26 protein-coding genes are annotated in these 26,604 nt (G+C 42.9%); 10 read left to right on the top strand and 16 right to left on the bottom strand.

The features are described from left to right. Nucleotides 1-142 precede the first annotated feature (142 nt). Nucleotides 143-334 (bottom strand): hypothetical protein, encoded by a 192-nt coding sequence (locus tag FLA_RS20735; RefSeq protein WP_076382145.1) that lies wholly within the window; start codon nt 332-334, stop codon nt 143-145. Nucleotides 335-644: 310 nt separating this feature from the next. On the opposite strand from FLA_RS20735, the gene FLA_RS20730 reads away from it, so the two are divergent. The 4 genes from FLA_RS20730 to FLA_RS20715 all read left to right on the top strand — a co-directional run bounded on the left by FLA_RS20730 (nt 645) and on the right by FLA_RS20715 (nt 6,133). Continuing rightward, nucleotides 645-1,535, top strand: coding sequence for a helix-turn-helix domain-containing protein (locus FLA_RS20730; protein WP_084206499.1), 891 nt, complete (start codon nt 645-647; stop codon nt 1,533-1,535). A 78-nt stretch (nt 1,536-1,613) separates the two neighbouring features. Beyond that, nucleotides 1,614-2,594: an aldo/keto reductase gene (locus tag FLA_RS20725; protein WP_076382144.1), complete on the top strand. Its 981-nt coding sequence runs from the start codon at nt 1,614-1,616 to the stop codon at nt 2,592-2,594. 610 nt (nt 2,595-3,204) lie between these two features. Beyond that, complete coding sequence (locus tag FLA_RS20720) at nt 3,205-5,604, top strand: TonB-dependent receptor (protein ID WP_197705815.1); 2,400 nt, start codon at nt 3,205-3,207, stop codon at nt 5,602-5,604. A 130-nt stretch (nt 5,605-5,734) separates the two neighbouring features. After that, the gene (locus FLA_RS20715; protein ID WP_076382142.1) at nt 5,735-6,133 is read left to right on the top strand and encodes an SET domain-containing protein; all 399 of its coding nucleotides are present in this window, start codon (nt 5,735-5,737) and stop codon (nt 6,131-6,133) included. 73 nt (nt 6,134-6,206) lie between these two features. Here the strand turns inward: FLA_RS20715 and FLA_RS20710 are convergent, their stop codons facing one another. From FLA_RS20710 to FLA_RS20680, 7 genes are all read right to left on the bottom strand, one after another. After that, entirely contained in the window at nt 6,207-7,496 is a 1,290-nt protein-coding gene (locus FLA_RS20710) for a TolC family protein (RefSeq protein WP_076382141.1), read from the bottom strand. 13 nt (nt 7,497-7,509) lie between these two features. Beyond that, on the bottom strand, nt 7,510-9,093 hold the full coding sequence (locus tag FLA_RS20705) for a DHA2 family efflux MFS transporter permease subunit (protein ID WP_076382140.1): 1,584 nt from the start codon (nt 9,091-9,093) through the stop codon (nt 7,510-7,512). Between the two features lie 6 nt (nt 9,094-9,099). Then, nucleotides 9,100-10,149: an HlyD family secretion protein gene (locus FLA_RS20700; RefSeq protein WP_076382139.1), complete on the bottom strand. Its 1,050-nt coding sequence runs from the start codon at nt 10,147-10,149 to the stop codon at nt 9,100-9,102. Between the two features lie 39 nt (nt 10,150-10,188). Then, on the bottom strand, nt 10,189-10,824 hold the full coding sequence (locus FLA_RS20695) for a TetR/AcrR family transcriptional regulator (RefSeq protein WP_096511219.1): 636 nt from the start codon (nt 10,822-10,824) through the stop codon (nt 10,189-10,191). Nucleotides 10,825-10,933: 109 nt separating this feature from the next. Continuing rightward, complete coding sequence (locus tag FLA_RS20690) at nt 10,934-11,821, bottom strand: bestrophin family protein (protein ID WP_076382137.1); 888 nt, start codon at nt 11,819-11,821, stop codon at nt 10,934-10,936. A gap of 14 nt (nt 11,822-11,835) precedes the next feature. Next, nucleotides 11,836-12,882, bottom strand: a complete 1,047-nt coding sequence (locus tag FLA_RS20685; protein ID WP_076382136.1) for a flavin reductase family protein — start codon at nt 12,880-12,882, stop codon at nt 11,836-11,838. Between the two features lie 84 nt (nt 12,883-12,966). Next, nucleotides 12,967-15,237, bottom strand: coding sequence for an aconitate hydratase (locus FLA_RS20680; RefSeq protein ID WP_076382135.1), 2,271 nt, complete (start codon nt 15,235-15,237; stop codon nt 12,967-12,969). A gap of 116 nt (nt 15,238-15,353) precedes the next feature. On the opposite strand from FLA_RS20680, the gene FLA_RS20675 reads away from it, so the two are divergent. The 3 genes from FLA_RS20675 to FLA_RS20665 are packed head-to-tail and all read left to right on the top strand — an operon-like array spanning nt 15,354 to nt 17,623. Next, entirely contained in the window at nt 15,354-15,575 is a 222-nt protein-coding gene (locus tag FLA_RS20675; RefSeq protein WP_076382287.1) for a PspC domain-containing protein, read from the top strand. A gap of 4 nt (nt 15,576-15,579) precedes the next feature. After that, nucleotides 15,580-16,557 carry a helix-turn-helix domain-containing protein gene (locus tag FLA_RS20670; protein ID WP_076382134.1) on the top strand — a complete coding sequence of 326 codons (978 nt, stop codon included), beginning with the start codon at nt 15,580-15,582 and terminating at the stop codon, nt 16,555-16,557. A gap of 46 nt (nt 16,558-16,603) precedes the next feature. Then, entirely contained in the window at nt 16,604-17,623 is a 1,020-nt protein-coding gene (locus FLA_RS20665) for a helix-turn-helix transcriptional regulator (RefSeq protein ID WP_144264163.1), read from the top strand. Between the two features lie 8 nt (nt 17,624-17,631). On the opposite strand, the gene kdsA is transcribed toward FLA_RS20665, so the two are convergent. Beyond that, nucleotides 17,632-18,456 carry a 3-deoxy-8-phosphooctulonate synthase gene (kdsA, locus tag FLA_RS20660; RefSeq protein WP_076382132.1) on the bottom strand — a complete coding sequence of 275 codons (825 nt, stop codon included), beginning with the start codon at nt 18,454-18,456 and terminating at the stop codon, nt 17,632-17,634. Between the two features lie 87 nt (nt 18,457-18,543). Between kdsA and FLA_RS20655 the strand changes: the two genes are divergently transcribed. After that, a complete protein-coding gene (locus FLA_RS20655; RefSeq protein WP_076382131.1) occupies nt 18,544-19,494 on the top strand; it encodes an NAD-dependent epimerase/dehydratase family protein in 951 nt (316 codons plus the stop codon). A 48-nt stretch (nt 19,495-19,542) separates the two neighbouring features. On the opposite strand, the gene FLA_RS20650 is transcribed toward FLA_RS20655, so the two are convergent. Next, complete coding sequence (locus FLA_RS20650) at nt 19,543-19,959, bottom strand: RrF2 family transcriptional regulator (RefSeq protein WP_076382130.1); 417 nt, start codon at nt 19,957-19,959, stop codon at nt 19,543-19,545. Nucleotides 19,960-20,029: 70 nt separating this feature from the next. On the opposite strand from FLA_RS20650, the gene FLA_RS20645 reads away from it, so the two are divergent. Further along, nucleotides 20,030-20,542 (top strand): porin family protein, encoded by a 513-nt coding sequence (locus FLA_RS20645; RefSeq protein ID WP_144264162.1) that lies wholly within the window; start codon nt 20,030-20,032, stop codon nt 20,540-20,542. Nucleotides 20,543-20,620: 78 nt separating this feature from the next. Here the strand turns inward: FLA_RS20645 and dapB are convergent, their stop codons facing one another. The 5 genes from dapB to FLA_RS20620 form a co-directional block, all read right to left on the bottom strand. Continuing rightward, complete coding sequence (gene dapB, locus FLA_RS20640; protein WP_076382128.1) at nt 20,621-21,337, bottom strand: 4-hydroxy-tetrahydrodipicolinate reductase; 717 nt, start codon at nt 21,335-21,337, stop codon at nt 20,621-20,623. 19 nt (nt 21,338-21,356) lie between these two features. Then, nucleotides 21,357-22,091, bottom strand: a complete 735-nt coding sequence (locus FLA_RS20635) for a DUF5683 domain-containing protein (RefSeq protein WP_076382127.1) — start codon at nt 22,089-22,091, stop codon at nt 21,357-21,359. A gap of 7 nt (nt 22,092-22,098) precedes the next feature. Beyond that, on the bottom strand, nt 22,099-23,031 hold the full coding sequence (locus FLA_RS20630) for a ParB/RepB/Spo0J family partition protein (RefSeq protein ID WP_076382126.1): 933 nt from the start codon (nt 23,029-23,031) through the stop codon (nt 22,099-22,101). A 62-nt stretch (nt 23,032-23,093) separates the two neighbouring features. Beyond that, complete coding sequence (locus FLA_RS20625; protein WP_076382125.1) at nt 23,094-23,894, bottom strand: ParA family protein; 801 nt, start codon at nt 23,892-23,894, stop codon at nt 23,094-23,096. A 35-nt stretch (nt 23,895-23,929) separates the two neighbouring features. Further along, the gene (locus tag FLA_RS20620) at nt 23,930-24,610 is read right to left on the bottom strand and encodes a metal-dependent hydrolase (RefSeq protein ID WP_076382124.1); all 681 of its coding nucleotides are present in this window, start codon (nt 24,608-24,610) and stop codon (nt 23,930-23,932) included. A 100-nt stretch (nt 24,611-24,710) separates the two neighbouring features. Between FLA_RS20620 and FLA_RS20615 the strand changes: the two genes are divergently transcribed. Continuing rightward, nucleotides 24,711-25,958: a metallophosphoesterase gene (locus FLA_RS20615; protein ID WP_076382123.1), complete on the top strand. Its 1,248-nt coding sequence runs from the start codon at nt 24,711-24,713 to the stop codon at nt 25,956-25,958. Between the two features lie 54 nt (nt 25,959-26,012). Here the strand turns inward: FLA_RS20615 and FLA_RS20610 are convergent, their stop codons facing one another. Beyond that, nucleotides 26,013-26,492 (bottom strand): hypothetical protein, encoded by a 480-nt coding sequence (locus FLA_RS20610; RefSeq protein WP_076382286.1) that lies wholly within the window; start codon nt 26,490-26,492, stop codon nt 26,013-26,015. Nucleotides 26,493-26,604: the final 112 nt, after the last annotated feature.

The following is a 26,604-nucleotide window of genomic DNA, read 5'->3' as shown; positions in this document are numbered from 1 at the left end:
GCGTCTGCCAGGTATTACAGCAGATCAGTAAATAGTGGGTACCTGATTATCAGGGTGGGGTAATATCCGAAGGTATTATTACGCTGTTCATGCAGCGCGAAAGTACTGCAAAACGCAATGTAAACCAAAGCAGGCAGAAGAGCTAGGCGTTGATGCAAGGCTCGTGAAAGGTAATTTGCAGCTTCTCTTTCATGTGCTTTATTTCCATATACAGCTGCTTCACCAGCACAAAGGCTTCATTTTCCTGAATGGCTTTAGCGTACCTGGCTTCCAGCTCTTTCAATAATGTTATTTCTGCTGCCACTGGCCTGTTAATTTCAGATTGGTTTAGCATAGAACATGTTTTAGGAGAAGAGAGAGTTTAAAGTTAGGGAATAATCCCCCCTAACCCAATGGCTTTTTCTTAAAATTACAAATGACCAGAAAACGGGTGAAGTGGATAATATTTTCAGGTTGAATTCGTTACGGCATTTTTGTTTCAAATGGGGATGCAGGCATTAACGCTTTGTTATATAAATTGGCAGACTGCGGTTTACATCCCAGGCATATGTTACTGGAACATGCTGTTACTGTAATCCATGAAGCAATATTATTCATAAGGGGCAGGCACATGATTATGGTTCTAAATATATTTAATTTTGGAGATGGCTAAAAGTAAAGCAACGGATTTACTGGCATCTCATAAAAAAATACAAACCACACTTTCTACGCCTTTTAATGTAGGAGTGATAGCATTAACTCCGCAGAAGAGTAATGTGGTGTACAATCGCCGGGATTATTATAAAATTTCATTGATTACCAAAGGTTCCAGTAATATTATTTATCCAACCCGCGGGCTACATGTAGACAGGCCTGCATTGATTTTTGCTAATCCGCGTATACCCTTTGCCTGGGAAAATACCAGTGAGGATATCACGGGTTATTATTGTGTGTTTAAAGATTCCTTTTTCCGCGATAAAGAGCGCCGGGAAGTGTTTCGTGATTTTCCTTTGTTTAAAGCAGGGGGTGACCCTGTGTTTTTTTTGAATGATGATCAGTTGCCTTACCTGGTATCGTTATTTGAAAGGATGAAGGTAGAACTGGAAACAGACTATGTGTATAAGTACGATGTATTACGCAGCAGCCTGCACCTGGTTATTCATGAAGCATTGAAAATGCAGCCTGCCAACAATTACATTCCCAATGTAAATGCCGCGAACCGAATTGCCAACCTATTTGTGGAATTGCTGGACAGGCAGTTTCCGGTTGATTCGCCACAGTTTATTTTTCAATTAAAAAAGCCCGCTGATTTTGCCGCTAACATGGCTATTCATGTAAATCATTTGAATGCGGCTGTGAGTGAGGTAACAGGTAAAAACACAACCACGCATATTAATGAAAAGGTGATGGCAGAAGCCAAGGCGTTGTTGAAGCATACGGACTGGCCCGTGGCTGATATTGGCTATAGCCTGGGGTTTGAATATCCTTCTTATTTCAATATTTTCTTTAAAAAACACGAAGGAGCTACACCACTAGCCTTTAGAAAGACACTTTGAAAATTATAATTTTTGCTTTGAAAGCTGTTATAACTGCCCTGCCCGGATGATTTAATTTGCTGAAATAAATCATTCTATATGAAATACAGAGTATTAGGAACAACGGGTGAAAAGCTTTCTGCACTGGGGCTGGGATGTATGGGAATGAGTTTTGCCTATGGACCTGCTGACAAAAATGAATCGCTGGCTACTTTACACAAAGCATTGGAGCTGGGTGTTAACTTCTTAGACACTGCTGATTTATATGGCTTTGGCGAGAACGAGCTGTTGCTATCGGAAGTGCTGGTGCCTAACAGGAACAAGATTTTTTTAGCTACCAAATTTGGGTTTCAGCAAAAGGATAACGGATATATTATCAATGGACGGCCTGAACATGTAAAGGCTGCAGCTGATGCCAGTTTACAACGTTTAAAAACAGATGTTATTGATTTGTACTATGCCCATCGCATAGACCCTGATGTGCCTGTTGAAGAAACAGTGGGCGCTATGGCCGATCTGGTAAAAGCTGGCAAGGTGCGTTACCTGGGTTTGTCAGAAGCTTCTGTGGAAAGCATACGTAAAGCACACGCTGTTCATCCAATATCTGCTTTACAAACCGAATACTCTTTACTTACAAGGGATGTGGAAGCTGCTATTTTACCTGTGTGCCGGGAACTGGGGATAGGATTTATTCCTTATAGTCCGCTTGCCCGGGGAATTGTTACTGCTGCTATTACCGATATCAACTTATTAGACCCCACCGATTATCGCAGGGTAAATGGTCGTTTTACAGGGGAAGCCTTTGAGAATAATAAGAAACTGGTAGCTGAGTTTGCCCAACTGGCAGCTCAAAAAGGCTGCACGCCTGCTCAATTGGCTATTGCCTGGGTACTGGCGCAGGGAGAAGATATTATTCCAATACCTGGTACCAAAAGAGTGAAATACCTGGAAGATAACCTGGGAGCCATCCAGGTGGAGGTAACCGAAGCCGACAAACAACAGCTTGATGTGCTGGTAAAGAAATACCCGAACGTTGGCGCCCGTTATGATGAGCGCAGCATGAGCATGGTAAACAGATAGAACCTGGTTTACTAAAACGGGAAATTCTTAAAAAATGTAAAAAGTAAGTAATTAATTGTCAATAGGTTGAAAATGGCACAAAGGTTGACTTTGTCGGGTGTCCGTTTTTAATCCTGATCAGGGCCTTGAACAAAATGAGTGACTGTGAAGAATCGTCTATAATCGCTTGTTTGTAGATGATTCTTCGCTACTCTGACTGTTTTTACTCTACAACTTCTGTCCCTTTCTTCTATTCTCCACGTAGTTTTCTCTTGCTCTTCGTCTGAAAAACGGCAACACCGGAATAGCTATTTATATTCCGGGAAAGGCAGGAAGCCCAGTATAATAAATAGAACAATAAACATGAGATCCCAGATTACTCCTCTGGTAATAATCCTGCATTCTATTCCTGCAATATGCTTATTCGGATAAGAATATGGCTAGATAGAAGGCATAATCTATTTAATTATAGTTTCTTAACCCTTGCCTTGAACTGTCATTAAAATGTCATGTTTCGAAAACCATAATACTTTTTCCCGACCTCGTAAACAGTTAAGAAATTGTAAAATCACCTTTGCGGTCTAATTACTTGTACATGATCTCGAAGTTTTTGACCCCCATGTGTCTTCTTTTGACACTATTATTTTCCACAACCATATTTGCACAAAAAGAAACAGGTTCTATCAACGGCGTAATTACCACCAGCGAAGGCAAGTCGGCTGCAGCGGTAACTGTTAAATTGAAAGGAACTAATAAAGCAGCTTTAACCGAAGAAGATGGTGACTTTGTAATAAGCAACATCAAAGCTGGTGATTATGAACTGGAAATATCCCTGGTAGGATTCCAGACCTTGTTATACCCCGTTAAGATTAATGAGGGCAAGATGACTCCTGTAAAAATTCAGTTGAGTGTAACCGACAAACAGCTGGAAGCGGTAATCATTTCTACCACACACAATAAGTTCAGGCCAGCTAACAGCCCTACTGTAGCAAAGTTGCCTTTAACTTACCTGGAAAACCCACAGGTGTATACTTCTGTGAACAAAGAGCTGATTCAACAACAGGGGTTATTTTCTGCCGATGAAGCCATGAAAAATACATCTGGTGTGGTTAAAATATGGAATGCTACCAACCGTGTAAATGATGGTGGTGCATTGTATACTTTAAGAGGTTTTCAAACCGGCGCTTCTTTACGTAATGGTATTACCGGAAACATTACCACTACTGTAGATGCGGTGAACCTGGAAAGACTGGAAGTGGTAAAAGGTCCTTCTGGTGCTTTATATGGCAGTACCCTGGTATCTTATGGTGGCCTTATTAACAGGGTAACTAAAAAGCCTTATTCCCGTGTAGGTGGTGAGGTTACTTTATCAGGTGGCAGCTATGACTTTAGCAGGCTGAGCGCTGATTTCAATACGCCGCTGGATACTGCTAAAACTGCTTTGTTACGTATTAATACTGCGTATAACAGCATTGGTTCTTTTCAGGACAACGGCTTTAGCAAAAACTTTGCCTTTGATCCTTCTTTCTCTTATAAAGTAAACGACAAGCTTACTTTATACCTGGATGCGGAAATCAATCATTTGAATGCAACTGTACCTTCTATATTCTATATCAACACTGCTAATATTGGAGTAAACAGCGCAGATAAGCTGACTGTTGATTACAAGAAATCATATCAATCTGATGATCTGGCTGGTACATCTGATGTAGCTAATTTTTACGGGTTGATAGATTATAAACTGTCTAAAAACTGGACTTCTCAAACCAATTTCAGCACTGGCAGAAACCAGTCTACCGGCTATGGTCCTTATTTTGACCTGGACGCAGGTAATGCTTCTATTACCCGCCACGTATGGATACTGGATGGCCATTCTAACAGCTTTCAGTTTCAGCAGAATTTCATAGGCGATTTTACCATTGGTAAATTAAGAAACCGCCTTGTGGCAGGTGTGGATGTGTTGAACCAGAAGTATGATATGAGAATTGTGGCTTCTAACCATGGTTATAATTTTGACCAGGTAAGCACTGTAGGTGCGGCAAGCAACTACTACAACTTTAATAAATTTTCTGTAGATACTTTCTTTAATTCAGGTCAGGCTGTATATCCATACCTAAGCAATATTTACATGTACAGTGCTTATGCTTCTGATGTGCTGAACATTACGGATAATTTAATGGCAATGGTAAGCTTAAGAGTTGATCACCTGAATTCAAAAGCTATTCCTGATCCTTCTTCCGGTACAAGTTCAGAAGCTTTTACCCGTACCAATGTGTCGCCTAAATTTGGTTTAGTGTACCAGGTAATTAAAGATAAAGTATCCTTATTCGGAAACTACATGAATGGATTTAAAAACCCAACTGCGCCACAAAACAAATATGATGCTGCTTCCAACACATTAAAGCCACATGTGTTTAATGCAGAACAAGCTAATCAGTGGGAAGGTGGTGTTAAAGCTGATTTATGGGATGGCCGTTTAACCGGTACTATCAGCTATTATAACATTGCTGTAAAAGATATTGTTAGAACTGACGTAGCTCATTCTGATGCTGCTAGCTTTGTAACCGCTTACATGCAGGATGGAACGCAGTACAGCAAAGGTTATGAAGTGTCATTAACCGCAACCCCTGTTGCTGGTTTAAACCTGATTGCTGGTTATTCTCACAACGATAGCAAACTGGATAAAGCTGATGCGAGTGTAAACGGCAGAAGACCTGAAACAGCAGGCCCTGCCAATACAGCTAATTTCTGGGCCAGTTATACAGTAAGTGCCGGTAAGGGCAAAGGCTTAGGTGTTGGCTTTGGTGGTAACTATGCCAGCAAAGCATATGTTATCAATAATGCCAATACAGGTGAGTTTTATGCACCATCTTATACACTGTTGAATGCCGGTGTGTTTTATAACCTGCCTAAATTCCGTTTCTCTGTAAACGTAAACAACCTTACAGACAAGAAATACTGGACTGGTTACGGCTCTATGATTCCTCAAATGCTGAGACAAGTGATTGCCAGTGTTTCTTACAAATTCTAATCAACGTTTCAATACAGTGATAAAAGCGGGAACTCCAGGGTTCCCGCTTTTTTATGGCATTATGGCAAGTGGTTATCATTAGCTTGTGGTAGTTATTTTTATTAATTTCCGCTCTCAATGTTGTAATTGTATGATGCTACCGATTTTATTTATTGCACCTTCCAGCAAAGGTGGAAGAGGAGTTTTTGCTACGGAAAAGATTGCTGCCAATACGGTGCTGGAAATTTCCCCGGTAATTGTGTTTTCTGTGGCAGACAGGGCTATTATCGAAAAGTCAAAGCTGTATAACTATATATTCGAGTGGGGGCCTTCTCATAAAAAGGCGGCTTTAGGTATGGGGTATGTGTCTATGTATAACCACGATTATAACGCCAACTGTGTGTATGATATGGATTTTGAAACCGAAACCATGACTATTCGCACGATAAAAGGAGTGAAGAAAGGAGAAGAGTTGTGTATTAACTACAATGCCGACCCTAATGATGAAACGTTGGTGTGGTTTCATAAAACAGAGAAAAGCCGGAAGTAACAATATAAAAAAGAAGCCGCCCTTGCTTACGCTCGGGCGGCTTTCATCACCAAAACCAACTGTAGAGAAAGTTTTACCAGTATTTGTAACCCATTAATCTGCTCAGCTCAATTTTAGCCTGGCATAACTGGTATTCATATTGTAATTGTGTATACAAAGCACGTTGATAGTTACTGCTTGCATTAGTAATATCAAGGTTGGTACCTGTACCGTTCATAAAACGACTGGAAGCAATTTGTTGTGCTGCGCGTGTTTGTTCTATTTGGGTGTACGTGTTTTTAATACTTGACATGTTAGAATTGATATCCGTTAATGCCTGTTGAATGTCTTTCAGGTAAGTATTGTTCATGGTAGCCATAGCCAGTTCGTTCTGGTGAATGTTGCTTTCGGCCAGTTTTACCTGCTGCTTCATTTTGTTACCATTGTAAATAGGCACATGCAGGCTAACACCCGCGATATAGTTAAAGCGCAGCTTTTCCACAGCAGGCACATAACCGTTTTTGTAGCCGGTAGCACCACTCAGGTTTACAGAAGGCTTATCAGCCAGTTTAGCAATATCCCTGTCGCTTTGTGACTGCTTTATTCTGTCTTTCGCCAGCACAAACTCCAGGTTGTTGGCTTGTGCTTCACTTAAAGCGGCATTGGCATCTTTTAAAGTAACATCAAAGTCGAAGGTTTTGCCAGCACTTTGTTGTGTGCCTGTGGTATAGCTCAGCAGGTTTAACTGCTTTTGCAGCTGGTTTTGCAGGTCTATCTTGCGATTTTGTTCCTGGTCCAGGCTGGCTTGTATATTCAGCAGGTCTATTTTAATGGCATCGCCATTTTTCAGTTTACTTTCAATTACCCTTTTGTTTTCGGTAAGGTAGGCCACTACCGAATCTTCAATTACCAGTGCTTTCTGAAAATATACAATGTTGTAATAGATAGCGGCAACCTGATAGGCCAGCTGGGTTTTAGCATAGTCTACATTGTCTTTTGCATATTGCAAATCGGTTTTCGCTTTTTCTACATTGTTTTTGATGCGTCCGAAGTCGAACAGTTCATAATCTACATTGATAGAAGCACCGCCACTATTTACAGGAGCAAACTGGAATTCCTGCGTTTTGCCGTCCACTTGCAGTGGAAGGGTGATTTTTGGCCTGATATAATTGTAATTAGCATTACCACTTATTTCGGGCATTCTTATCTGTGCTATCTGCACACGCTGCTGGGCAGTACTTACTGCGTTCTCTGCCTCTTTCAGTCTGGGGAAATATCCGAACGACTGATTAATCAGCGATTGTAATTCTGTATTGCTCTGCACTTGTGCATAGGCGCCATGTGCCAACAATACAGCGGATGTTATGATGAATAATTTTTTCATTGTTTCTTTTTTATCAATGTGACTCAGCTACTGCTGCACGGGCTGCTGCTTCTTCTTCAGCGCTTTTCTTTTTCGTTTTCAAAAACACCGCCAGTGGCAGCACTATTATAAAAAACAGGGCAATCAGGCGGAAGGTATCCAGGTAACTGAGATAGTAGGCCTGCCTGTCTACTGCACTACTGATCATTGCATGTGCAGTATGTGTAGCTGTGTTAATATCGGCTCCTGTTTTGCTGATAATGCCTTGTGCTATAGCGGTGGTACGTTGTGTTACCAGCGCAGCGCCATCGGTGATATTAGCCACCAGATCACTTCTATGTTGTGCATAGCGGTGCGAGATATACGTGTTAGCCAATGCAATACCGAAGGCCCCACCCAACTGGCGAATCATGTTGTTTAAGGCAATACCTGCCGGATAGTCTTTCGGTTGCAGGCCTGCTACTGCCTGGTTAATCAATGGTAACTGAACCATAGATATACCAAAGGCGCGTAATGCCAGTGGGAAAAAGAACGCGCTGATACCTACTTCAGGGCTAACCCGCGCTGTAAGCCAGCAATATGCGGCAAACAGCACTAAACCTACCACCACAAAGCGTACTGCGGGAACCCCTTTGGCCATAGACTTACCAATAATGGGCATCATTAACACGCCTATCATAGTAGGGGCTAACAGGGCCAAACCCGTTTCGTATGCGGTATAGCCTAACACTCTTTGTGCCAGTACAGGATATACGAATACGGAGGTGAACAGCCCTAAGCCGGTAACAAAGGTGAATATGGTAGTAAAAGCCAGGTTTCTATCGCCGAGTACACGCAGGTTTACTGCCGGGTTTTTAATACGTAGTTCGTACCACACAAACAGCACCAGGGTAACAGCAGCTACAATGGCACATATACGTATAGTTTCACTGCTAAACCAGTCGTCTGTTTCGCCACGCTCCAGCACATATTGCAAGCATCCTATCCCTGCTGCCAGCAGTAGTATGCCGTTGTAGTCAATATGTATATTCTTCCGGTTCTTGCCTTCATTGGGTTTCTTTTCAATGTAGGTGTAGGTAAGAATAGTAGCGATGATACCAATAGGCAGGTTGATCATAAAGATCATGGGCCAGCTGAAATGTTCTATCAGGTAGCCACCCAGGGTGGGGCCGAGTGTAGGACCCAGTACCAGCCCCATCCCAAACAAACCAGCCGCAATAGGCCTGTCTTTCGGTTCAAAGGCATCGAACAGAATCGCTTGTGAGGTAGATAGTAACGCACCACCTCCAATACCCTGTACAAAGCGCCATATGATAATTTCCATCAGGCTTCCAGATTCGGCACACATGTACGAGGCTAGTGTAAACACGATCATGGATACCAGGTAATACCGTTTCCGGCCAAAGTATTCGGCCAGGAAGCCTGTAAGGGGTATGATGATAACGTTAGCAATGGCGTAAGCGGTAATTACCCAGCTTACATCTTCAATGCTAACCCCCAGGCTACCTGCCATATCACTCAGGGCAACGTTTACGATAGACGTATCTATCAGTTCCATTACCGCGGCTGATACAGTAGTTAAAACAATAATGAATTTTGCAAATCCTTTCGCAGCCATGTGAAATTATTTTACAGGCACACTTACATCGGCGCTTAAGCCGGCACGCAGTATACCCCTGTATTTGTTGATGTCTTTAATAGCAATTTTAACAGGTACACGCTGCGTCACTTTTACGAAGTTACCGCTGGCGTTATCCGGAGGTAACAGGCTGAAACGTGCGCCGGTAGCTTCACTCAGGCTTTCGATAGAACCTTCTATTTTTTCACCGGGATAAGCATCCAGTTCAAATTCCAGTGGCATGCCTTCGTGAAAATGTTTGATCTGGGTTTCTTTAAAGTTGGCAACTATCCAATAAGTAGTATCATTCACAATAGAGAACAGGGGAGTGCCTGCCTGTACAAACTGACCTAAGGTAATGTTACGTTTACCAATTTTACCCGCTTGTGGAGCATAGATCTTTGTCCAGGAAATTTTTAATTTCTGTTGCTCAATAGCTGCTTTTTTAGCGTCCAGTGCTGCTTCTGCTTTTTTAATGCTGGCTTGTATTACTGAAATATGGCTTTGTGCCGAACCTAAATCGGTATGGCTGTTTTGTTCTTGCTGTAAAGCCTGCTCGTAAGCAAAGCGACTATCGTCCAATTGCTTTTTAGTAATGGCCTGATCGGCAAACAGGTTTTTGTTACGGTTGTAATCTTCTGTAGCCTGCTGCAGTTTTACTTTGCTTAAGCTGATATCGCCTTTGTTTACATCCAAACCAACCACCGTGCTGTTTAAGCTGGCTTTCGCGTTTTGAATATCTGCTTCAGAAGCTTTCACGTCCGCTTCCATCTGCAACAGTTGTGTTTGCAGTTCTGCATCGTCCAGTTCCACAACCAGCTGACCGGTTTTTACACTGTCATAGTCATTGATAGCAATGGTTTTTACATATCCGGCTACGCGGGGTAATACGGGTGTGATCTGTGTTTCTACCTGTGCGTTATCGGTTGATTCGTGGCTAAGAGCATAAGAGATTTTCTTGTAGCCAAATATCACGCCCACTATCAGTACAATACTTACCACTACGGTACGTATGAGTGATTTTTTCTTCTTTTCGGGGGTTACTTGATTTTCCATAAAACTTTGGTGATAGTAATTAATATATAGTAGTTACAATTAGGCTTGTTTCTTTACCAGGTAGCCGCATATCATGTTTTGTAAATGGCTTTTTACCCTGTTTTTTACCTCTTCATCTTCGTAGGGATCGTAATTGGGAACGTCTTTGTTACCCAATATTTTAGAACAATAGCCGCTGGATAACAATATCTGATTAATAGTGCCTACCAGGGAAACGGTTGTTAATTTGGCATCTACCTGGTTAAACTCGCCGGCTTTAATACCATCATCAATAAGGGCGCTGATAGTACGGGTATTAGGATAGATGATGTTATTAACTATGTTCAATTGTAATTCGGGACGGGTGTTGGTCACCAGCTCGTGATACAACAAGCGGTGAAAATTGCGATTCGAGAACAACCGGTCTACATAACCATCAATGATCTGTGAAATCTTCTGCTGATAACTTAACGTGGTATCGTTTACCAGGTCGGCAATGGCACCGCGTGAATAGGTAGCCTTATAATCGATAATGCTTTCGAAAAGCTTTTCTTTCGAGCCAAAGTAATAATTGATCATGGCCAGGTTTACGTTGGCGGCTGCCGCTATTTCGCGGATAGAAGTGCCTTCGAAACCCTTGGTGGCAAATAAATTGATGGCGGTGAGAATGATATGTTCTTTTTTATCTGTACTCATATCACTAAAATGAATTTGGTACAGCAAAGTTAAACGTTTGTTTGATTTCAAACAAACGTTTAATTAAAGTTTTCTTTAAAAGAACCTTAAGAAGGAATTAACTCTTGTATTATTCCGTTGAAAATATGTCGTTTACGTTTCTCTGAATGTTTTCTGATATACGTTGTAAAGGTAAATCGTTAGCGTCGCTACCAAAAGGATCTTCAATTTCCTCGGCAATTAGTTCCAGGCTGGCCATTACATAAAACACAAAAACCACTACCGGAATATTCAGGTAACCCAGTTTAAAGGCAAAACCGAAAGGCAGGGTCATGATATAGAAGAAGATGAATTTTTTAATGAACGAACTGTAAGAGAAGGGGATAGGTGTGTTTTTGATGCGCTCACAGGCTCCACAGATATCCATAAAGGATTGTATTTCATTATTCAGCACTATCAGCTGGTCGCCGGTAATTTTATTTTGCTTGTAGAGCTGGTTAATTCGGGAAGTCATTAGCGACATTACCTGGACGGGCACATGTTTGCTGGTATCAAAGTCAGGAATTTCGGGGTGTGGCTGCACATCCAGTTGCAGTCGGGTGCTTTCTTTTTGCAAATGACGTTGCAGTTCGAAGGCAAACCGGGAAATGAGTTTGGCGAAAAAAGCGCGGGACTGGGTGTCTTCTGCCGGCAAAAAGGCATTGATTTTAATGGCCAGGTTGCGGCTGCTGTTTACTAATGCTCCCCAACTTCTACGCCCTTCCCACCAGCGGTCGTAGGCGGTGTTGGTGCGAAACACCAATAGCATGGAAATAGCAAATCCCAGCAAATTGTGCATTAACGGGATATTTTCCACGATGCCTTTTTCGGCCAGGTGCATATAGTGTAGCTCCAGGTAACTAACAAGGAAAGTGTACACAGCTATTACCAGCATTAAAGGCGCTAATAAGCGAACAGTGTCGGCCTTATGAAACCGGAAAATAAACGTGAGCCAGTTTTTGGGGTTATAGCTTATCATAGATTCAAATATATTCAGAATTGTATTGTGGCATCTCCGTTGATGGGGTAGCCCTGGCAGGTGAGTACCCGGCCTTTGGCTATTTCATCATCCATCAGCACTTCATTATAGGCCATCCATATATCGCCCCGGGTGCAGGTGGCGGTGCAGCTGCCACAGCGGCCTGCTTCACAACTATAAGGTAACACTATTCCCCGGCTTTTAGCTGCTGCCAGAATGCTTTGAGGGTATTGTACGGTAATACTATGTACTTGTTCCGCTACCTGTATCTCTACCTGGTGGGCAGTGATGTCGGGCGGCTGTGGTTTATGAACCGGTTTAAAAGGACTGAAATCTTCTTTCTTAATATTAGCTGCCGGTGTGCCTTCTGTTAGCAGCGTAATGCTAATGGTGCGCATGTATTCAAAGGGGCCACATAAGTAAAACGCACATTGAGCTAAGGGCACCTGTAACAGCTTTTTTAATAACTGCAACAACAGCCAGTTACTCAGCCTGCTTTTGTAAACACTGGAGTGGGAGCTGTTTAAAAACTCAATAGATAATCGCTGTGGGTACTGTTGCTGTAGCTGTTGCAAGGGGGCCAGGAAAATGGTTTCCTCTTCCGACCGGTTACTGTATACCAGGGTTACCGGTAAACTGGTGGTATGCAATGCTGTTTGCAGCAAGGCGTATACCGGGGTAATGCCACTGCCGGCAGCCAGGAAAAACAGTTGCTGCACAGGAGCATTTTTTTCAGGCAGCCGGAAATACCCGCTGATACCGGAAGTAATAAATATATCCCCTTCCTGTGTATGGTCCAGTAAGTGGCGGGAGTACATGCCATTCACAACTCTTTTAATGGTAATGCGCATGGGCTGGTGTAGCTCGGGGGCGCTGGAAAAAGAATAGGAGCGTCTTTCCTCTGTGCCGTGATGGGTAAACACCAGTGTAATAAACTGGCCGCTCTGATAACCGGGTTGCCAGCCATCCAGTGGGGTTAACTCAAAAGTAGATGCATTGGCTGTTTCACGTATAATACGTGTTACCTGCACTCTTTTATAAATAGAATTATTAGCCTGCATAATGGGTAGTACAATATAGGGCAAAATAAAACCGGAACCTGTGTGGAAGGCTCCGGTTTATATAGTTACAGCATTGTAACGGTATTAGTTACCAGCTACCTGCTTTCTGATAATGTTTAATGCACCGCCTGCTTTAAACCATTCAATTTGTTGCTGGTTGTATGTGTGGTTTACCAGGATGGTATCAGAAGAACCATCTTTGTGGTTTAGCACTACTGTTAATGGTTTACCTGGTTCAAAAGAGGTAAGGCCAATAATATCTACTTTATCGCTTTCTCTGATTTTGTCGTAGTCAGCTTTATCTGCAAATGTTAACGCCAGCATACCTTGCTTTTTCAGGTTGGTTTCGTGAATACGGGCGAACGATTTCACCAGCACCACACGCACACCCAGGTGACGGGGTTCCATAGCTGCGTGCTCTCTTGAGCTACCTTCGCCATAGTTTTCATCACCTACCACGATAGAACCGATACCAGCAGCTTTGTAAGCGCGCTGTGTAGCAGGTACAGGACCGTATTCGCCAGTAAGGTCGTTTAATACGCTGTCTGTTTTATCGTTATAGTAGTTTACCGCACCAATCAACATGTTGTTAGAGATGTTGTCGAGGTGACCACGGAATTTTAACCATGGACCCGCCATGGAGATATGGTCGGTAGTACATTTACCTTTTGCTTTGATCAGCAGGTTCAGGCCTTTCAAATCGGTACCTTCCCATGCAGCAAACTGGTCTAACAGTTGTAAACGTTTAGAGGTAGGAGATACTTCTACTTTTACGCCAGAACCATCTGCAGCAGGAGCCTGATAGCCCGGATCGTCTACTGCAAATCCTTTTGTAGGTAATTCATCACCGCTTGGAGGATCTAATTTCACCTGCTCGCCTTTTTCGTTGGTTAACGTGTCGGTAAGCGGGTTAAAGGTTAAGTCTCCTGCTATGGCTAAAGCAGTAACCAGCTCAGGGCTTGCTACAAACGCGAAAGTGTTGGGGTTACCATCGGCACGCTTTGCAAAGTTTCTGTTGAACGAGTGTACGATGGTGTTTTTTTCCTGCTTTTCGGCACCTACTCTTTCCCACATACCAATACAAGGGCCACAAGCGTTGGCAAATACGGTAGCACCAATTTGCTCAAACACGTTCAGGAAGCCATCTCTTTCAATGGTGAAGCGAACCTGCTCCGAACCGGGAGTGATAGTGAAATCTGCTTTGGTTTTCAGGTTCTTTTCAGCCACCTGTTTAGCCAGGCTTACTGCGCGGCTGATATCTTCGTAAGAAGAGTTGGTGCAGCTACCAATTAAACCTACTTCTACTTTGGTAGGCCAGCCGTTTGCAGCAGCAGCTTCTTTCATTTTAGAGATAGGAGTAGCTAAATCCGGAGTGAATGGTCCGTTCAGGTGTGGTTCCAGTTCGCTCAGGTCAATTTCAATTACTTCATCGAAGTATTTTTTAGGATCTGCATATACTTCCGGATCGGCATTCAGGTGTGCTTTTACAGCATCGGCAGCTTCTGCTACATCTGTACGGCCGGTAGATTTCAGGTAACGGCTCATGCTATCGTCGTAACCGAAGGTGGAAGTGGTAGCACCAATTTCAGCACCCATGTTACAGATAGTGCCTTTACCAGTACAGCTCATGCTGGTAGCGCCTTCTCCAAAATATTCTACAATAGCACCGGTACCACCTTTTACGGTTAAGATACCAGCTACTTTTAAAATCACGTCTTTAGGGGCAGTCCAGCCGTTTAATTTACCGGTTAATTTTACACCGATTAATTTAGGCCATTTCAGTTCCCATGGTAAGCCGGCCATTACGTCGCACGCATCAGCACCACCTACACCAATGGCAATCATACCTAAGCCACCTGCGTTTACTGTATGAGAATCAGTACCAATCATCATACCGCCCGGGAAAGCGTAGTTTTCCAACACTACCTGGTGAATGATACCTGCACCTGGTTTCCAGAAACCGATGCCATATTTATTAGAAACGGAAGAAAGGAAATCGTACACTTCTTTGCTTTCGGCGTTAGCCACTGCAAGGTCTACTTTCGCTTCTGTTTTAGCAGTGATCAGGTGATCGCAGTGTACGGTAGAAGGTACCGCTACTTTAGGACGGCCAGCCTGCATAAATTGCAACAGGGCCATTTGAGCGGTAGCATCCTGCATGGCTACACGATCTGGTGCAAAATCAACGTAGCTTTTTGCACGTTCAAAGTTTTCCAGTTTTTGATCGGGATGCAGGTGGGCAAATAAAATCTTTTCTGCTAGTGTTAAAGGCCTGCCTAATGCCTTGCGTGCAGTCTCTACCTTTCCAGGCAAAGCGGCGTACACGCTTTTGATCATTTCAATATCAAATGCCATGACTATTCGTTTAAGGTAAACTATAAAAAAGTGATCCAAAATTACGAGAATTCAGATTAACGCCTGTTCCTATAGTTTTTTTACTCAATATGATAGGATTTTTTTATATTGCGGGTATGAATAAGTTGAGACATTTCATCGAATGGCAGGCATTTGGTGTATGTTCAGCCTTAGGCGAAAAACTGGGAATTGCTACCTCCCGCATCAGAATGTGGTTTATCTACATTTCTTTTCTGACTATGGGATCGCCGGTGGTAGTTTACATGATCATGGCTTTTTGGTTGAACATAAAGAACTACATATTGTCAGCCAGACGTAATCCATTGAAATACCTTTAAAACTGTGAATACGGATGATGTTTTAAAGATTGAGTATGATCACATAGACTATGATGATCTGCTAAAGTATTACTCCCGCATATTTAAAACGAAGTATCACAACAACATCCTGGAAATGCCCGGTGACTTTGGTGAGGGGCATATGAAACTGTTAGAAATTCCCAACGGGCTGCAATGCCTGCTGGGTAATTATAAAGTAAATCACAACCTTGTTTTTCAACGCACCCGTAATGAAACTCCCTTTTTTGTATTGCGTTTTGATGAGTTGAAAGATGATGAGGAGAATCCACAGGCACAACCACGTTCTGCTGCCTGTTTAACCAGTAGTGATGTTAGCGGTCATTTCATAATGGAAACCAAAGGTTCTAAAATCAAGAGCCTGAAAGTAAAAATAGGAGAAGACTGGCTGAACAATTTTGTAAAGGATGAACCGGCAGGCGAAAAACTAAAACATCATCTGTTACACAAAAGCAGTGTGTTTAGTTATGAGCCTTTGGATAAAGAGTATAAAGAGCTGCTGAACCAGATATTATATCCCGATTGCGATGAGCGCTTTCAACTGCTGTATCTGCAAAACAGGGTAATGTTGCTAATTGAGCGTTTTTTTACGCATTTTCTGCGCCGCGCCGAGTTGAATATGGTAAACATTAAACTACCTAACAGTGATATTCAACGGCTGAAAGAGGCCGAGCGTGAGCTTACGAGGGATTTAACGAACAATCCTTCTATCAGCGTGCTGGCAAGGAAAATAGGTATGAGTGAATCGAAGCTGAAAGTGTGTTTTAAAGAAATGTATGGCCTTAGCATTTATCAGTATTTCCAGCGTTACCGGATGCAGATGGCTAAAGCAAGGCTTATTTCTAAAAAGTACACTATCAGGCAAATAAGTGAAGAGCTGGGGTATGATAATACGTCCAGTTTTTCTAAGGCATTTTATAAGGTGTTTGAGCAATATCCAAGTGATGTAACAGGAGAACCGTAACCAGGAATGCGAACTGATTGCTTTTCCAATTTTAATTAAGTTGCCTGTGTTGACCCTACAGTATAATTCAGATAATTACGTTGATTTTCTGCGTGTGATTGCCAGTAAAATGCAGGCAGACATTACAGGCAATCAGATGGTTGTACCCGAACAATTCGGGCAGGGATGTATTAAAGCGGTAAGTATGCCGTTTAATGCTTCGGTAATGGTAGGGGAGATAACACCAGTAGCAGATCTGGCACTGGAAAGAACGGGTGGCACCAATGCCTTTTATTCTTTACAGTTTACGGAAGTACTGGAAGAAAAGCCGCAAACGGTTGCTGCCAGTAAACAACAGGTGCTTTCTTACCTGGATAACAGCTTTATTGCTTTGGCAAACGGCCAGCTGGAAGCTAAAAATGTAATAAGGGCCGGTACCCGTTTACGTTTTGTGCTGGTGATATTTGAGCGCAAACACCTGGCGCAGTTTTTTGAAGAATCGGTGATTGATCTTTTCCTGGGAACTTATTTTGCGCAGCAATTACAGAAAGGGCATTTTATGCCTATTGATGCCGACTATCGTTTGCTGATGCAGCAATTGATGGAGGTGCCTGCCGACGATCCTTTGTGCAATAACTATATTACCACCCGTTGCATGTTGCTGCTGGAGCGCTTCATTACCCGCTTTATGCAACGTGCAGAAGCGGGCAAGCCTTTAAGTATTAAAACGGCTGATGAAATTAACCGGCTTATGCGGGTGGAGAGTAAGCTGGTGCGTGATTATACGCAACCACCGCCTACCATTGACGTGCTTTCGAAGGCGGCTGCCATGAGCCCTACTAAGTTGAAGAAAGATTTTAAGCAGTTGTACGGACTGCCTATCTATGAATATTATCAAAAAAACCGGATGAGAAAAGCGCATACTTTACTATCCGGTAATAATTATTCTATTAAAGAGGTTGGTATAATGGTAGGTTATACCAACCTCAGCCACTTTGCGGTAAGCTTTAAAAAAGAGTTTGGCGTGTTGCCCAGTGAGCTGCTTACCCGTGATGAGGTGCTGCCCATGGGCGAGCCAGATTTATAATGCCGAACTTATATCACCGCTTTTCTCAGCTTCACCAGTTGCTCTAACAATGGTTCCAGCAAATCTAAACGTAACATATTAGCGCCATCGCTTTTTGCTACAGCCGGGTTGGGATGTGTTTCAATAAACAAACCGTCTACACCTGCTGCAATAGCTGCTTTGGCTATGGTGCCAATTAATTGTGGGTTGCCACCGGTTACGCCGCTGGTTTGGTTAGGTTGTTGCAAACTGTGTGTGCAATCCATTACCACGGGAACACCATGTTCCTGCATCCAGGGAATATTACGGTAGTCTACCACCAGGTCCTGGTAGCCAAAAGTGGTACCTCTTTCGGTAAGGATAATTTTATCGTTACCCGCTTTTTTCAACTTATCCACTGCAAACTGCATAGAAGGTCCGCTCAGGAACTGGCCTTTTTTCACGTTTACAATTTTGCCGGTTTCGGCAGCAGCTACCAGCAAATCGGTCTGGCGGCATAAAAAGGCCGGAATCTGCAAAATGTCGATATGTTCAGCTGCAGGCGCTGTTTCGTCGTGCGCGTGCACATCGGAAGTGGTAGGCAAATGGTATTTTTTGCCAATCTGGTTTAACAGCTGCAACGCATTGTCATCGCCAATTCCGGTAAAGGAAGAAGCGCTGGTACGGTTGGCTTTGCGGTAGCTGGCCTTAAATACATACGGAATTTCCAGGCGGGCACAAATGCGGGAAACAGTGCTGGCTACTTCTTCCAGCAACTCTTCACTTTCTACCACGCATGGGCCGGCTATCAGGAAAAAATTATCGGGATTGTAAGATTGTTTTTGAAACAGGTCTTGTAAGTAAGATGGTATCATACAACAAATGTATTAATTATCTGAATTTTACGAATAAGACGAACGTATGTTAACTTTTGCTTTCTTTGCGCAAAATTATCAAGCTATATGTCGGCTATAAAGGAAAAAATTCTGGTGATCGGCGCCAGTGGGCAAATCGGCGTGGAGTTAACGCTGGCCCTGCGTAAAATTTATGGTGGCGCTAACGTAATTGCAGCAGACCTGCGTGAAGAAAATGAATTGTTAAAAGGATCGGGGCCGTATGTAAGCCTGGATATTATGAATAAAGAAATGCTGCACGTGCTGATATTGCGTCAGAACATTACGCAGATTTACCTGCTGGCAGCTATCCTTTCTGCTACCGGGGAAAAAAATCCAAACCTCGCCTGGCACCTGAACATGCAGGGTTTATTGAATGTGCTGGACATAGCACGTGAAGAAAACCTGCATAAAGTATACTGGCCCAGCAGCATTGCCGTGTTTGGCCCTACTTCTCCCAAACAAAACTGCCCTCAGCAAACCATTATTGAACCTACTACGGTGTATGGTATCAGTAAATATGCGGGTGAGTTCTGGTGTAACTACTATCACCAGCGCTATGGGGTGGATGTAAGAAGCCTGCGTTATCCCGGATTAATCAGCTATAAAAGCGCTCCGGGCGGTGGTACTACCGATTATGCGGTGGAAATTTATCACGATGCACTGGAAGAGAAGCATTACGAGTGTTTTTTGAGCGAAAACACGTATTTGCCTATGATGTATATGCCGGATGCTATACGGGCCACTATTGAGTTGATGGAAGCGCCGCAGGAAGCTATTAGTGTGCGCCATTCCTATAACTTATCGGCTATCAGTTTTTCGCCTAAAGAAATTGCAGCATCTATTCAAAAGCATATTCCTGACTTTACTATCAGCTATAAACCAGATTCCCGACAAACTATTGCCGACAGCTGGCCGCAAAGTATTGACGACAGCGTAGCGCAGCGCGACTGGAATTGGAAGCCGGAGTACGACCTGGATGCTATGACGGCAGATATGTTGAAGAACCTGACTAAGTAGTTCAATCTATTTCAATAAAAAAACCGGCCTGGCCGGTTTTTTTATGAGTTACAAGCTGAGGGCAGCTATATCAGCAACAGTTCGTGTTTCGAGGATGGACAACGATGCATCCCGCACATCACCCATTACCTTGTTTAAACCGCAGAATTTTTCATCGCAGTTTTTACATCGCTGGTAAAAATTTAAACTTACGCAAGGCAGTAAGGCTATAGGGCCTTCCATCAGGCGCATAATTTTTGCCAGGTATACGGTATTGGGCGCCACGGCAAAAAAGTAGCCGCCACCTTTCCCTTTTTTGCTTTCTAAAACGCCGCCTTTTTTTAGCTCCAATAGAATATTCTCAAGGAATTTTAATGGAATTTTCTTCTTTTTGGCAATCTCCGCAATTAAAACAGGCCCCTCATTGTGTCTTTGTGCCAAATACATTAATGCCTTGAAAGCATACTGCGTTTTCTTAGAAAGCATAAATTAAATAGTATTTCAGTAATTTAAAAACCAACTTTTCGGTAGGTTTGAACCGCTAAATTACATTTTTATGAACATGCGCCTCGCTTTAATGTTCCTGTTAGTTGGAACATTGTTTTTTTCTCATGCTGGTAAAGCACAAAAACTGTTTTTTGTGTATGCCAACGGTATGTACAATACTCCAACCGGAAAGTTTAAAGAGAGCCAGTACAACTATGGTTTAGGTGGTGAAGCTGGTGCAGGTTTTGGACTGCTAAGTTCCACATTTATTACCGGAAGTATTGGTTATAATACTTTTCACAACAAGGTGGATGGTGTTTCTAATTTGAAGGTTACTCCTATTAAGTTTGGTTTACGTCATTACCTTTTCGCTAAAATGTTGTTTGTTAAAGCAGATGCCGGCGTGGCAGCTATTAAAGGGGATGGCGATTCTAAATCGAAGTTCACTATGGGAGCTGGTGCAGGTGTTAAATTTGCCGGTTTAAACCTGGGAATTGATTATAACACAGTTAATACAGGTATTTCCGGGGCAAACTGGTATGGCTGGTTTGCATTTAAGGCTGGTTTCTCTATTGGAATATAAGCGTTAACCCAAAAGCATTAAAAAAGGTAGCTATGTTATACAGCTACCTTTTTTGATGCTTTTGGTATATGTCCGGTATTAAAAACCGAGTACCTGCTTCATATTGTATACACCTTTTTTGCCAGCCATAAACTCGGCTGCTAAAACGGCGCCGCTGGCAAAACCCTGTCGGTTATGAGCGGTATGGATAATTTCAATATCATCAATAGCTGAATGGTATTTGATGCTGTGTGTGCCGGGAGTAGGATCTACACGTTCGCTGATAATTTCCAGGTCAGCGGCATTATCTGTGTGCTCATTTACCCATCCTTTTTTACCGGTAATATGGGCCATTACACCCTCTGCCAGGGTAATGGCTGTGCCACTGGGGGCATCTTTTTTCTGAGTATGGTGTATTTCGGTCATACTCACATTGTATTCGCTGTGTGGGGCCATTAAACGGGCCAGGTAATTGTTCAGCTCAAAAAATAGGTTTACACCCACGCTGAAATTGCTGGCGAATAAAAAACCGCCGTTTTTCTGTGTATTGTAGTCTATAACTTCTTCCCAACGCTCTAACCAGCCTGTTGAGCCACATACTACTGCTACTCCGGCATCCAGGCACTTTTTAATATTGTCTATGGCCAGGTGCGGGTTAGTGAACTCTATAGCCACATCCGCTTTTTTAATGGCTTCGGTGGTGAAATCAGCAGTATTGCTGCTGTTGATTTTCAATACTATCTCATGGCCTTTGGCAACGGCTATTTCTTCAATGGCTTTTCCCATTTTGCCGTATCCAATTAATGCTATTTTCATGCGTTTGTGTTGTGGATGCTTATCTTACTTCGGGTAAGGGCTTTAACCTGTGTTCCGGCTTTTTAAGGCTGAAAGCCAACCCTATATTGGTTCTGCTACTTTCCATATTAAAAGTGGGCTTCACTTTCATACTTAAATCGTCGCTGATATCAAAGTTTTTCAGGTGGCCAAACACGGTAGCATCTACCACGTTTACACCCCAGAGTATCAGAAACCAAAGCACGGAATAATCCCGGTTTTGGCGGTAGAAGTTTCTGTAGGTGGAATAGGTAGATAACGTAAAAGGCTCGCCGGTTAAGCTGTTAAGAAGCTCCGCATCAATACCAGCCAGGTCGTTTTTGTCTCCACTCAGGCTGTAATTGTACACCTTTTCGTAAGCTACTTTGGTTTTGTGGTAGTATTTGTTATTGAATACAAAAGTGGCTACGGGTATAGCTAAAGCCCCATATACAATAGGTATTTTCCAGTACTCCCTGTTGTAAGCCTGACCCCAGCCCGGAATAATGGCCGAGCGAATGGTGGCTTTACGTGGGTCGTGTACTCTTTTCTTTACTATAGAGGTGCTGTGAGCGGTATCGGGTGGCAGCGTGGTGCGCGAATTAATGATAACCGGCTCTAGTTTGGGCTTAGGCTTTGATGCTGATGTGTCGAACATGCTTCGCCCCATTAATTTCTGCTTGGTAGAATCCTGGGCAGAAAGAGTAAAGCATGCGCTGCAACACAGCAGCAATATGAGAAACAGTTTTTGTGACATTGTGCTTTTAGCTGGCCTGCACATTCATTTGTTCAAGAATTTTGTTCAGCTCCTGCAATGAAAAATATTCAATGGTAATGCTGCCGTATCCTTTTTTGTTGTGCGCCAGTTTTACTTTGGTTGAATAATGTGAAGCTAAGTTATCTTCTATACGCTTATAGGCAGGAGGTAAGTCGGCTTTTGAAGATACTTTAACATCGGCAGATGCCTTGTCGGTTTTGTACAGCTGGCGTACCAGGTCTTCTGTCTGGCGCACGTTCAGGCCCTTTTCCTTTATCTGTGCGTAAACGTATAATTGTTTATCAACCGTGTCAATGTTCACCAGTGCACGTGCGTGGCCCATGCTCATGGTGCCGTTGCGCACAGCCAGTTGAATATCTGGTGGTAATTTTAATAAGCGGATATAGTTGGTTACGGTGCTTCTTTCTTTTCCCATGCGTTCTGCCACCTGCTCCTGCGTATAGGTTAATTCTTCCATCATACGCTTGTAACTGAGGCCAATTTCAATGGCATTGAGGTCTTCACGTTGTAAGTTTTCCAGCAATGCCAGCTCCAGCAGTTCCTGGTCGTTAGCCTGGCGAATGTAAGCGGGAACGTCTTTTAGCTCGGCAATTTTAGAAGCGCGGAAACGGCGTTCGCCGGCAATCAGCTGGTATTTGCCATTAGCCAGTTTGCTAACAGTAAGTGGCTGAATAATATCGTGCATTCTGATAGAGGTAGCCAATTCGTTGAGGGCCACTTCGTCAAAATCTTTACGTGGGTTTTTCGGGTTAACCTGAATTTCGTCCAGGGATATACGTGTAATGCCCACCGCCTGTTCTACAACATTGCTTTTTAAAGCTCCGGCACTGGTTTTCAGGTCGGAGTCAATATTCTGCAACAGGGAACGAATACCCTTTCCCAGCAATTCTTTGTTATTGTTATTCTTTGGCGGTGTCATTGTAAAATCAAAATTTTAAAGTCAAAAATTAAAATGCAAAAAGGCGAAACCAACCTCTTCCATTACTCTATAATCCGCTCTTCGTTTTTAATTTTCGTAAGATCGTTCTTTTGTAATACCTCTTTAGCCAGGTTCAGATAATTGACTGTGCCCTTGCTTTCAGCATCGTATAGAATAACCGGCTTACCCACACTCGGCGCTTCGCTTAAACGGGTGTTACGGTGTATAATGGTAGAAAATACTATTTCATCAAAGTGACGGCGAACCTCACTTACTACCTGGTTACACAGGCGTAAACGTCCGTCGTACATGGTCATTAGAATTCCTTCAATTTGCAGGGCTGGGTTCAGGCGGCTTTGAACAATTTTAATGGTGTTCAATAACTTGCCTAAACCTTCCAGGGCAAAGAATTCGCACTGAACCGGTACAATTACGCTGTCGGCCGCTACCAGGGCGTTAACGGTAATTAAGCCCAGGGAAGGAGAACAGTCGATGATAATAAAGTCGTACTTATCTTTTACAGGCTCCAAAATCCCTTTCATTACATTTTCCCTGTTGGGGTAATTGATCATCTCAATTTCCGCACCTACTAAGTCAATATGTGAAGGAATCAGGTCAAGATTAGGTATTTCACTTTTGAGTATTACTTCTTCTGCAGTCGTATTATTAACCATGCAGTCGTATAAACTGTTGGTAATATTATGCAGATCAAAACCCACGCCAGTGGTACTGTTAGCCTGCGGATCCGCATCTACCAGTAACGTTTTGTATTCGAGTACTGCAAAACTGGCTGCCAGGTTAATAGCCGATGTGGTTTTACCTACTCCGCCCTTCTGATTTGCTACACCAATGATTCTTGCCATTTAATTTGGGGTTGTTAAGTTGCCTGCTTATCTAACTAAATATCTATTGTTTCACCTATTCCCGGTAATATTAATATTTTTTCCGCTGCTGCAAACGATGCCTTTGCTTTTTCGGTATCAATGGCAATAGGGGGGAAGGTATCGTAATGAATGCCTACCACCTTATTACATTTTACAAAATCGGCTGCACGAATAGCATCGTCTACATCCATTGTAAAGTTGCCGCCAATTGGTAAAACAGAAAAATCAAGTTTTGCCCATATGGCAATTAATTGCATATCAAGAGTTAAGCCTGTATCGCCCGCGAAGTAAAAATTACCCGACGGGGTGGTGAAAACAAAGCCTAACGGGTTGCCGCCATAGCTGCCATCGGGAAAGCTGGACGAGTGCAAAGCACTAACCCCTCTTACCTGGCCAAAAGGAAACGAAATAGGCCCGCCATGGTTCATTCCATGCACATTTTTAATGCCTTGTTTGCCTAACCAACCGGCCACTTCTGCTGCGCCTACACATACTGCATCGGTATTGGCGGCAATTCGTACCAAATCGCCAATATGATCGCCGTGTGCATGCGAAACAAATATATAATCAGCTTTAATGCTGTCCACATCAATATGTGCCGCTTTACTGTTTCCTGAGATAAAAGGATCAAATAAAACGGTTTTATCCCCAATTTCTACCGAAAAGCACGCATGTCCGTAAAATGTCAGTTTCATAGCTCGTCAAATTTTTAATTCGATTATTTCAAGGGGCGACAAAAATAAACGATTTTTACTCACTTATATCTAATGATCGTTCGTGTAAATTTTATGGTGTATGAGAAATTGGGGTAGTTGGTGGGGAGTGGCTTTGTGTATGCTGGCTTTAGACTGGTATGTTTTTATGGCTTTAAGGGCTGTAACAAGGCGTTTTCCTGTCGTTGTTAAGCGTGTGTTATATATTATATATTGGGTTTTAGCAGTGGGCTGCGTGGTATCTATTGCCTATTTCCCTTATATGCAGGGGGTGGCTGCCGCCAAATTTTTCCGCAACTACCTGTTTGCCATTTGTATAGGAATGTTTTTTGCCAAACTGCTGGCCGCTATATTTTTTGCACTGGACGATATCCGCCGCTTGTTTCAGTGGCTGGCACGCCGCTTTTTTCCACCTAAAAAGGTATTAGACGATGATAACCCTGAAGCAATTCCCCGTTCGGCTTTTTTAAGCTGGCTGGGTATGGGCATTGGCGGTTCGCTGTTATTGTCTCTTATATATGGTTTCTCTAACAAATACCGCTATAAGGTGCACCGGGTAAAACTTTCTTACCCCAACCTGCCACCTGCTTTTAAAGGTTTACGCATTGTGCAAATCAGTGATATTCATAGCGGAAGCTTTCAAAACAAGCCAGCCGTGAACCGCGGGGTGGATATGATACTGGCCGAAAAAGCTGACCTGATATTGTTTACCGGCGACCTGGTAAATGATCGCAGTGAGGAGATGGAGAACTATATGGATGTGTTTAACCGCCTGAAGGCGCCTATGGGGGTATATAGCACCCTAGGCAACCATGATTATGGCGATTACCTGGTTTGGCCTTCGGACGAAGCCAAAGTAGCCAACCTGGAAAGGCTGAAACAAATTCATGGCGAGCTGGGCTGGCGTTTATTAATGAACGAACATGTGGTTTTGGAGCGGGAAGGCCAGAAAATAGCCGTGCTAGGTATTGAAAACTGGGGTGCTAAGGGCAAATTCCCTAAATACGGCAAAATGGATCAGGCTTACGCCGGAGCAGAGCAATATCCTTTTAAAATATTATTGAGCCACGATCCCAGCCATTGGGATGCAGAAGTAAGGCCGCATTATCCTTCTATTGACCTGGCACTGGCTGGTCACACCCACGGTATGCAATTTGGCGTGGAACTGCCCCATTTAAAATGGAGCCCGATTAAATATATGTATAAAGAGTGGGCAGGTTTGTATGAAGAAGGAGCGCAGAAATTATATGTAAACCGGGGTTATGGATTTTTGGGGTATCCGGGAAGAGTGGGGATATTGCCAGAGATTACAGTGATTGAATTGGTATAAATAGAAAAGCCGGATTACATCCGGCTTTTCTATTTGCTTATTTATTGACTTTCCTTAGAATGCAAAACGGAATGCTAAACCGGCATATAAGTTAAAATCAGAGCCTTGTGTAAGGCGGAAAGTTGGGTTAAGGTCTAATGCTACATCAATAGGAGCGCCAGTGATCTTATAGTTAAGACCGATGGTGCCTTTTAAAGCAAGCATAGCATCGTTATCACCAGGACCAGAATAGAAACCTAAGTTAGCACCTGGGCCAACATACCATTTTAAGCCTGGTGCATCGTTAATGTTGCCGTGCCATTCGTACATACCTTCCAGCATGACAAAATGACTTTTGAAATAGATACCGCCTTCAATTGCGCGGTCTTGTCTGATAAAATGCTTTACGTTTATACCTCCAATAGAGCCATCACCAAAATAACCTTTAAAGCCTAAAGCTGTTTTGTAAGTGCTTCCGGTGCTTTGAGCCTGGGTTTGGTTGCTTATAGCAAGGGCGCTGCAGGTTAACAACAAGATAAAAACGATTTTCTTCATAAAAGGTGACTTTTTGTTAAAGCCCATTAACCAAAAAGTTTGCCAACATAGTAAAATAAGTACCTAGAGCATATTATATATGACGAATTATTATGAAGGGGGCTTTTTAACA

This window comes from Filimonas lacunae (assembly GCF_002355595.1).
Taxonomy (GTDB): Bacteria; Bacteroidota; Bacteroidia; order Chitinophagales; family Chitinophagaceae; genus Filimonas; species Filimonas lacunae.
Note: the sequence above shows the minus strand (reverse complement) of the source record. Positions and strands in the feature narration are given on the sequence as shown.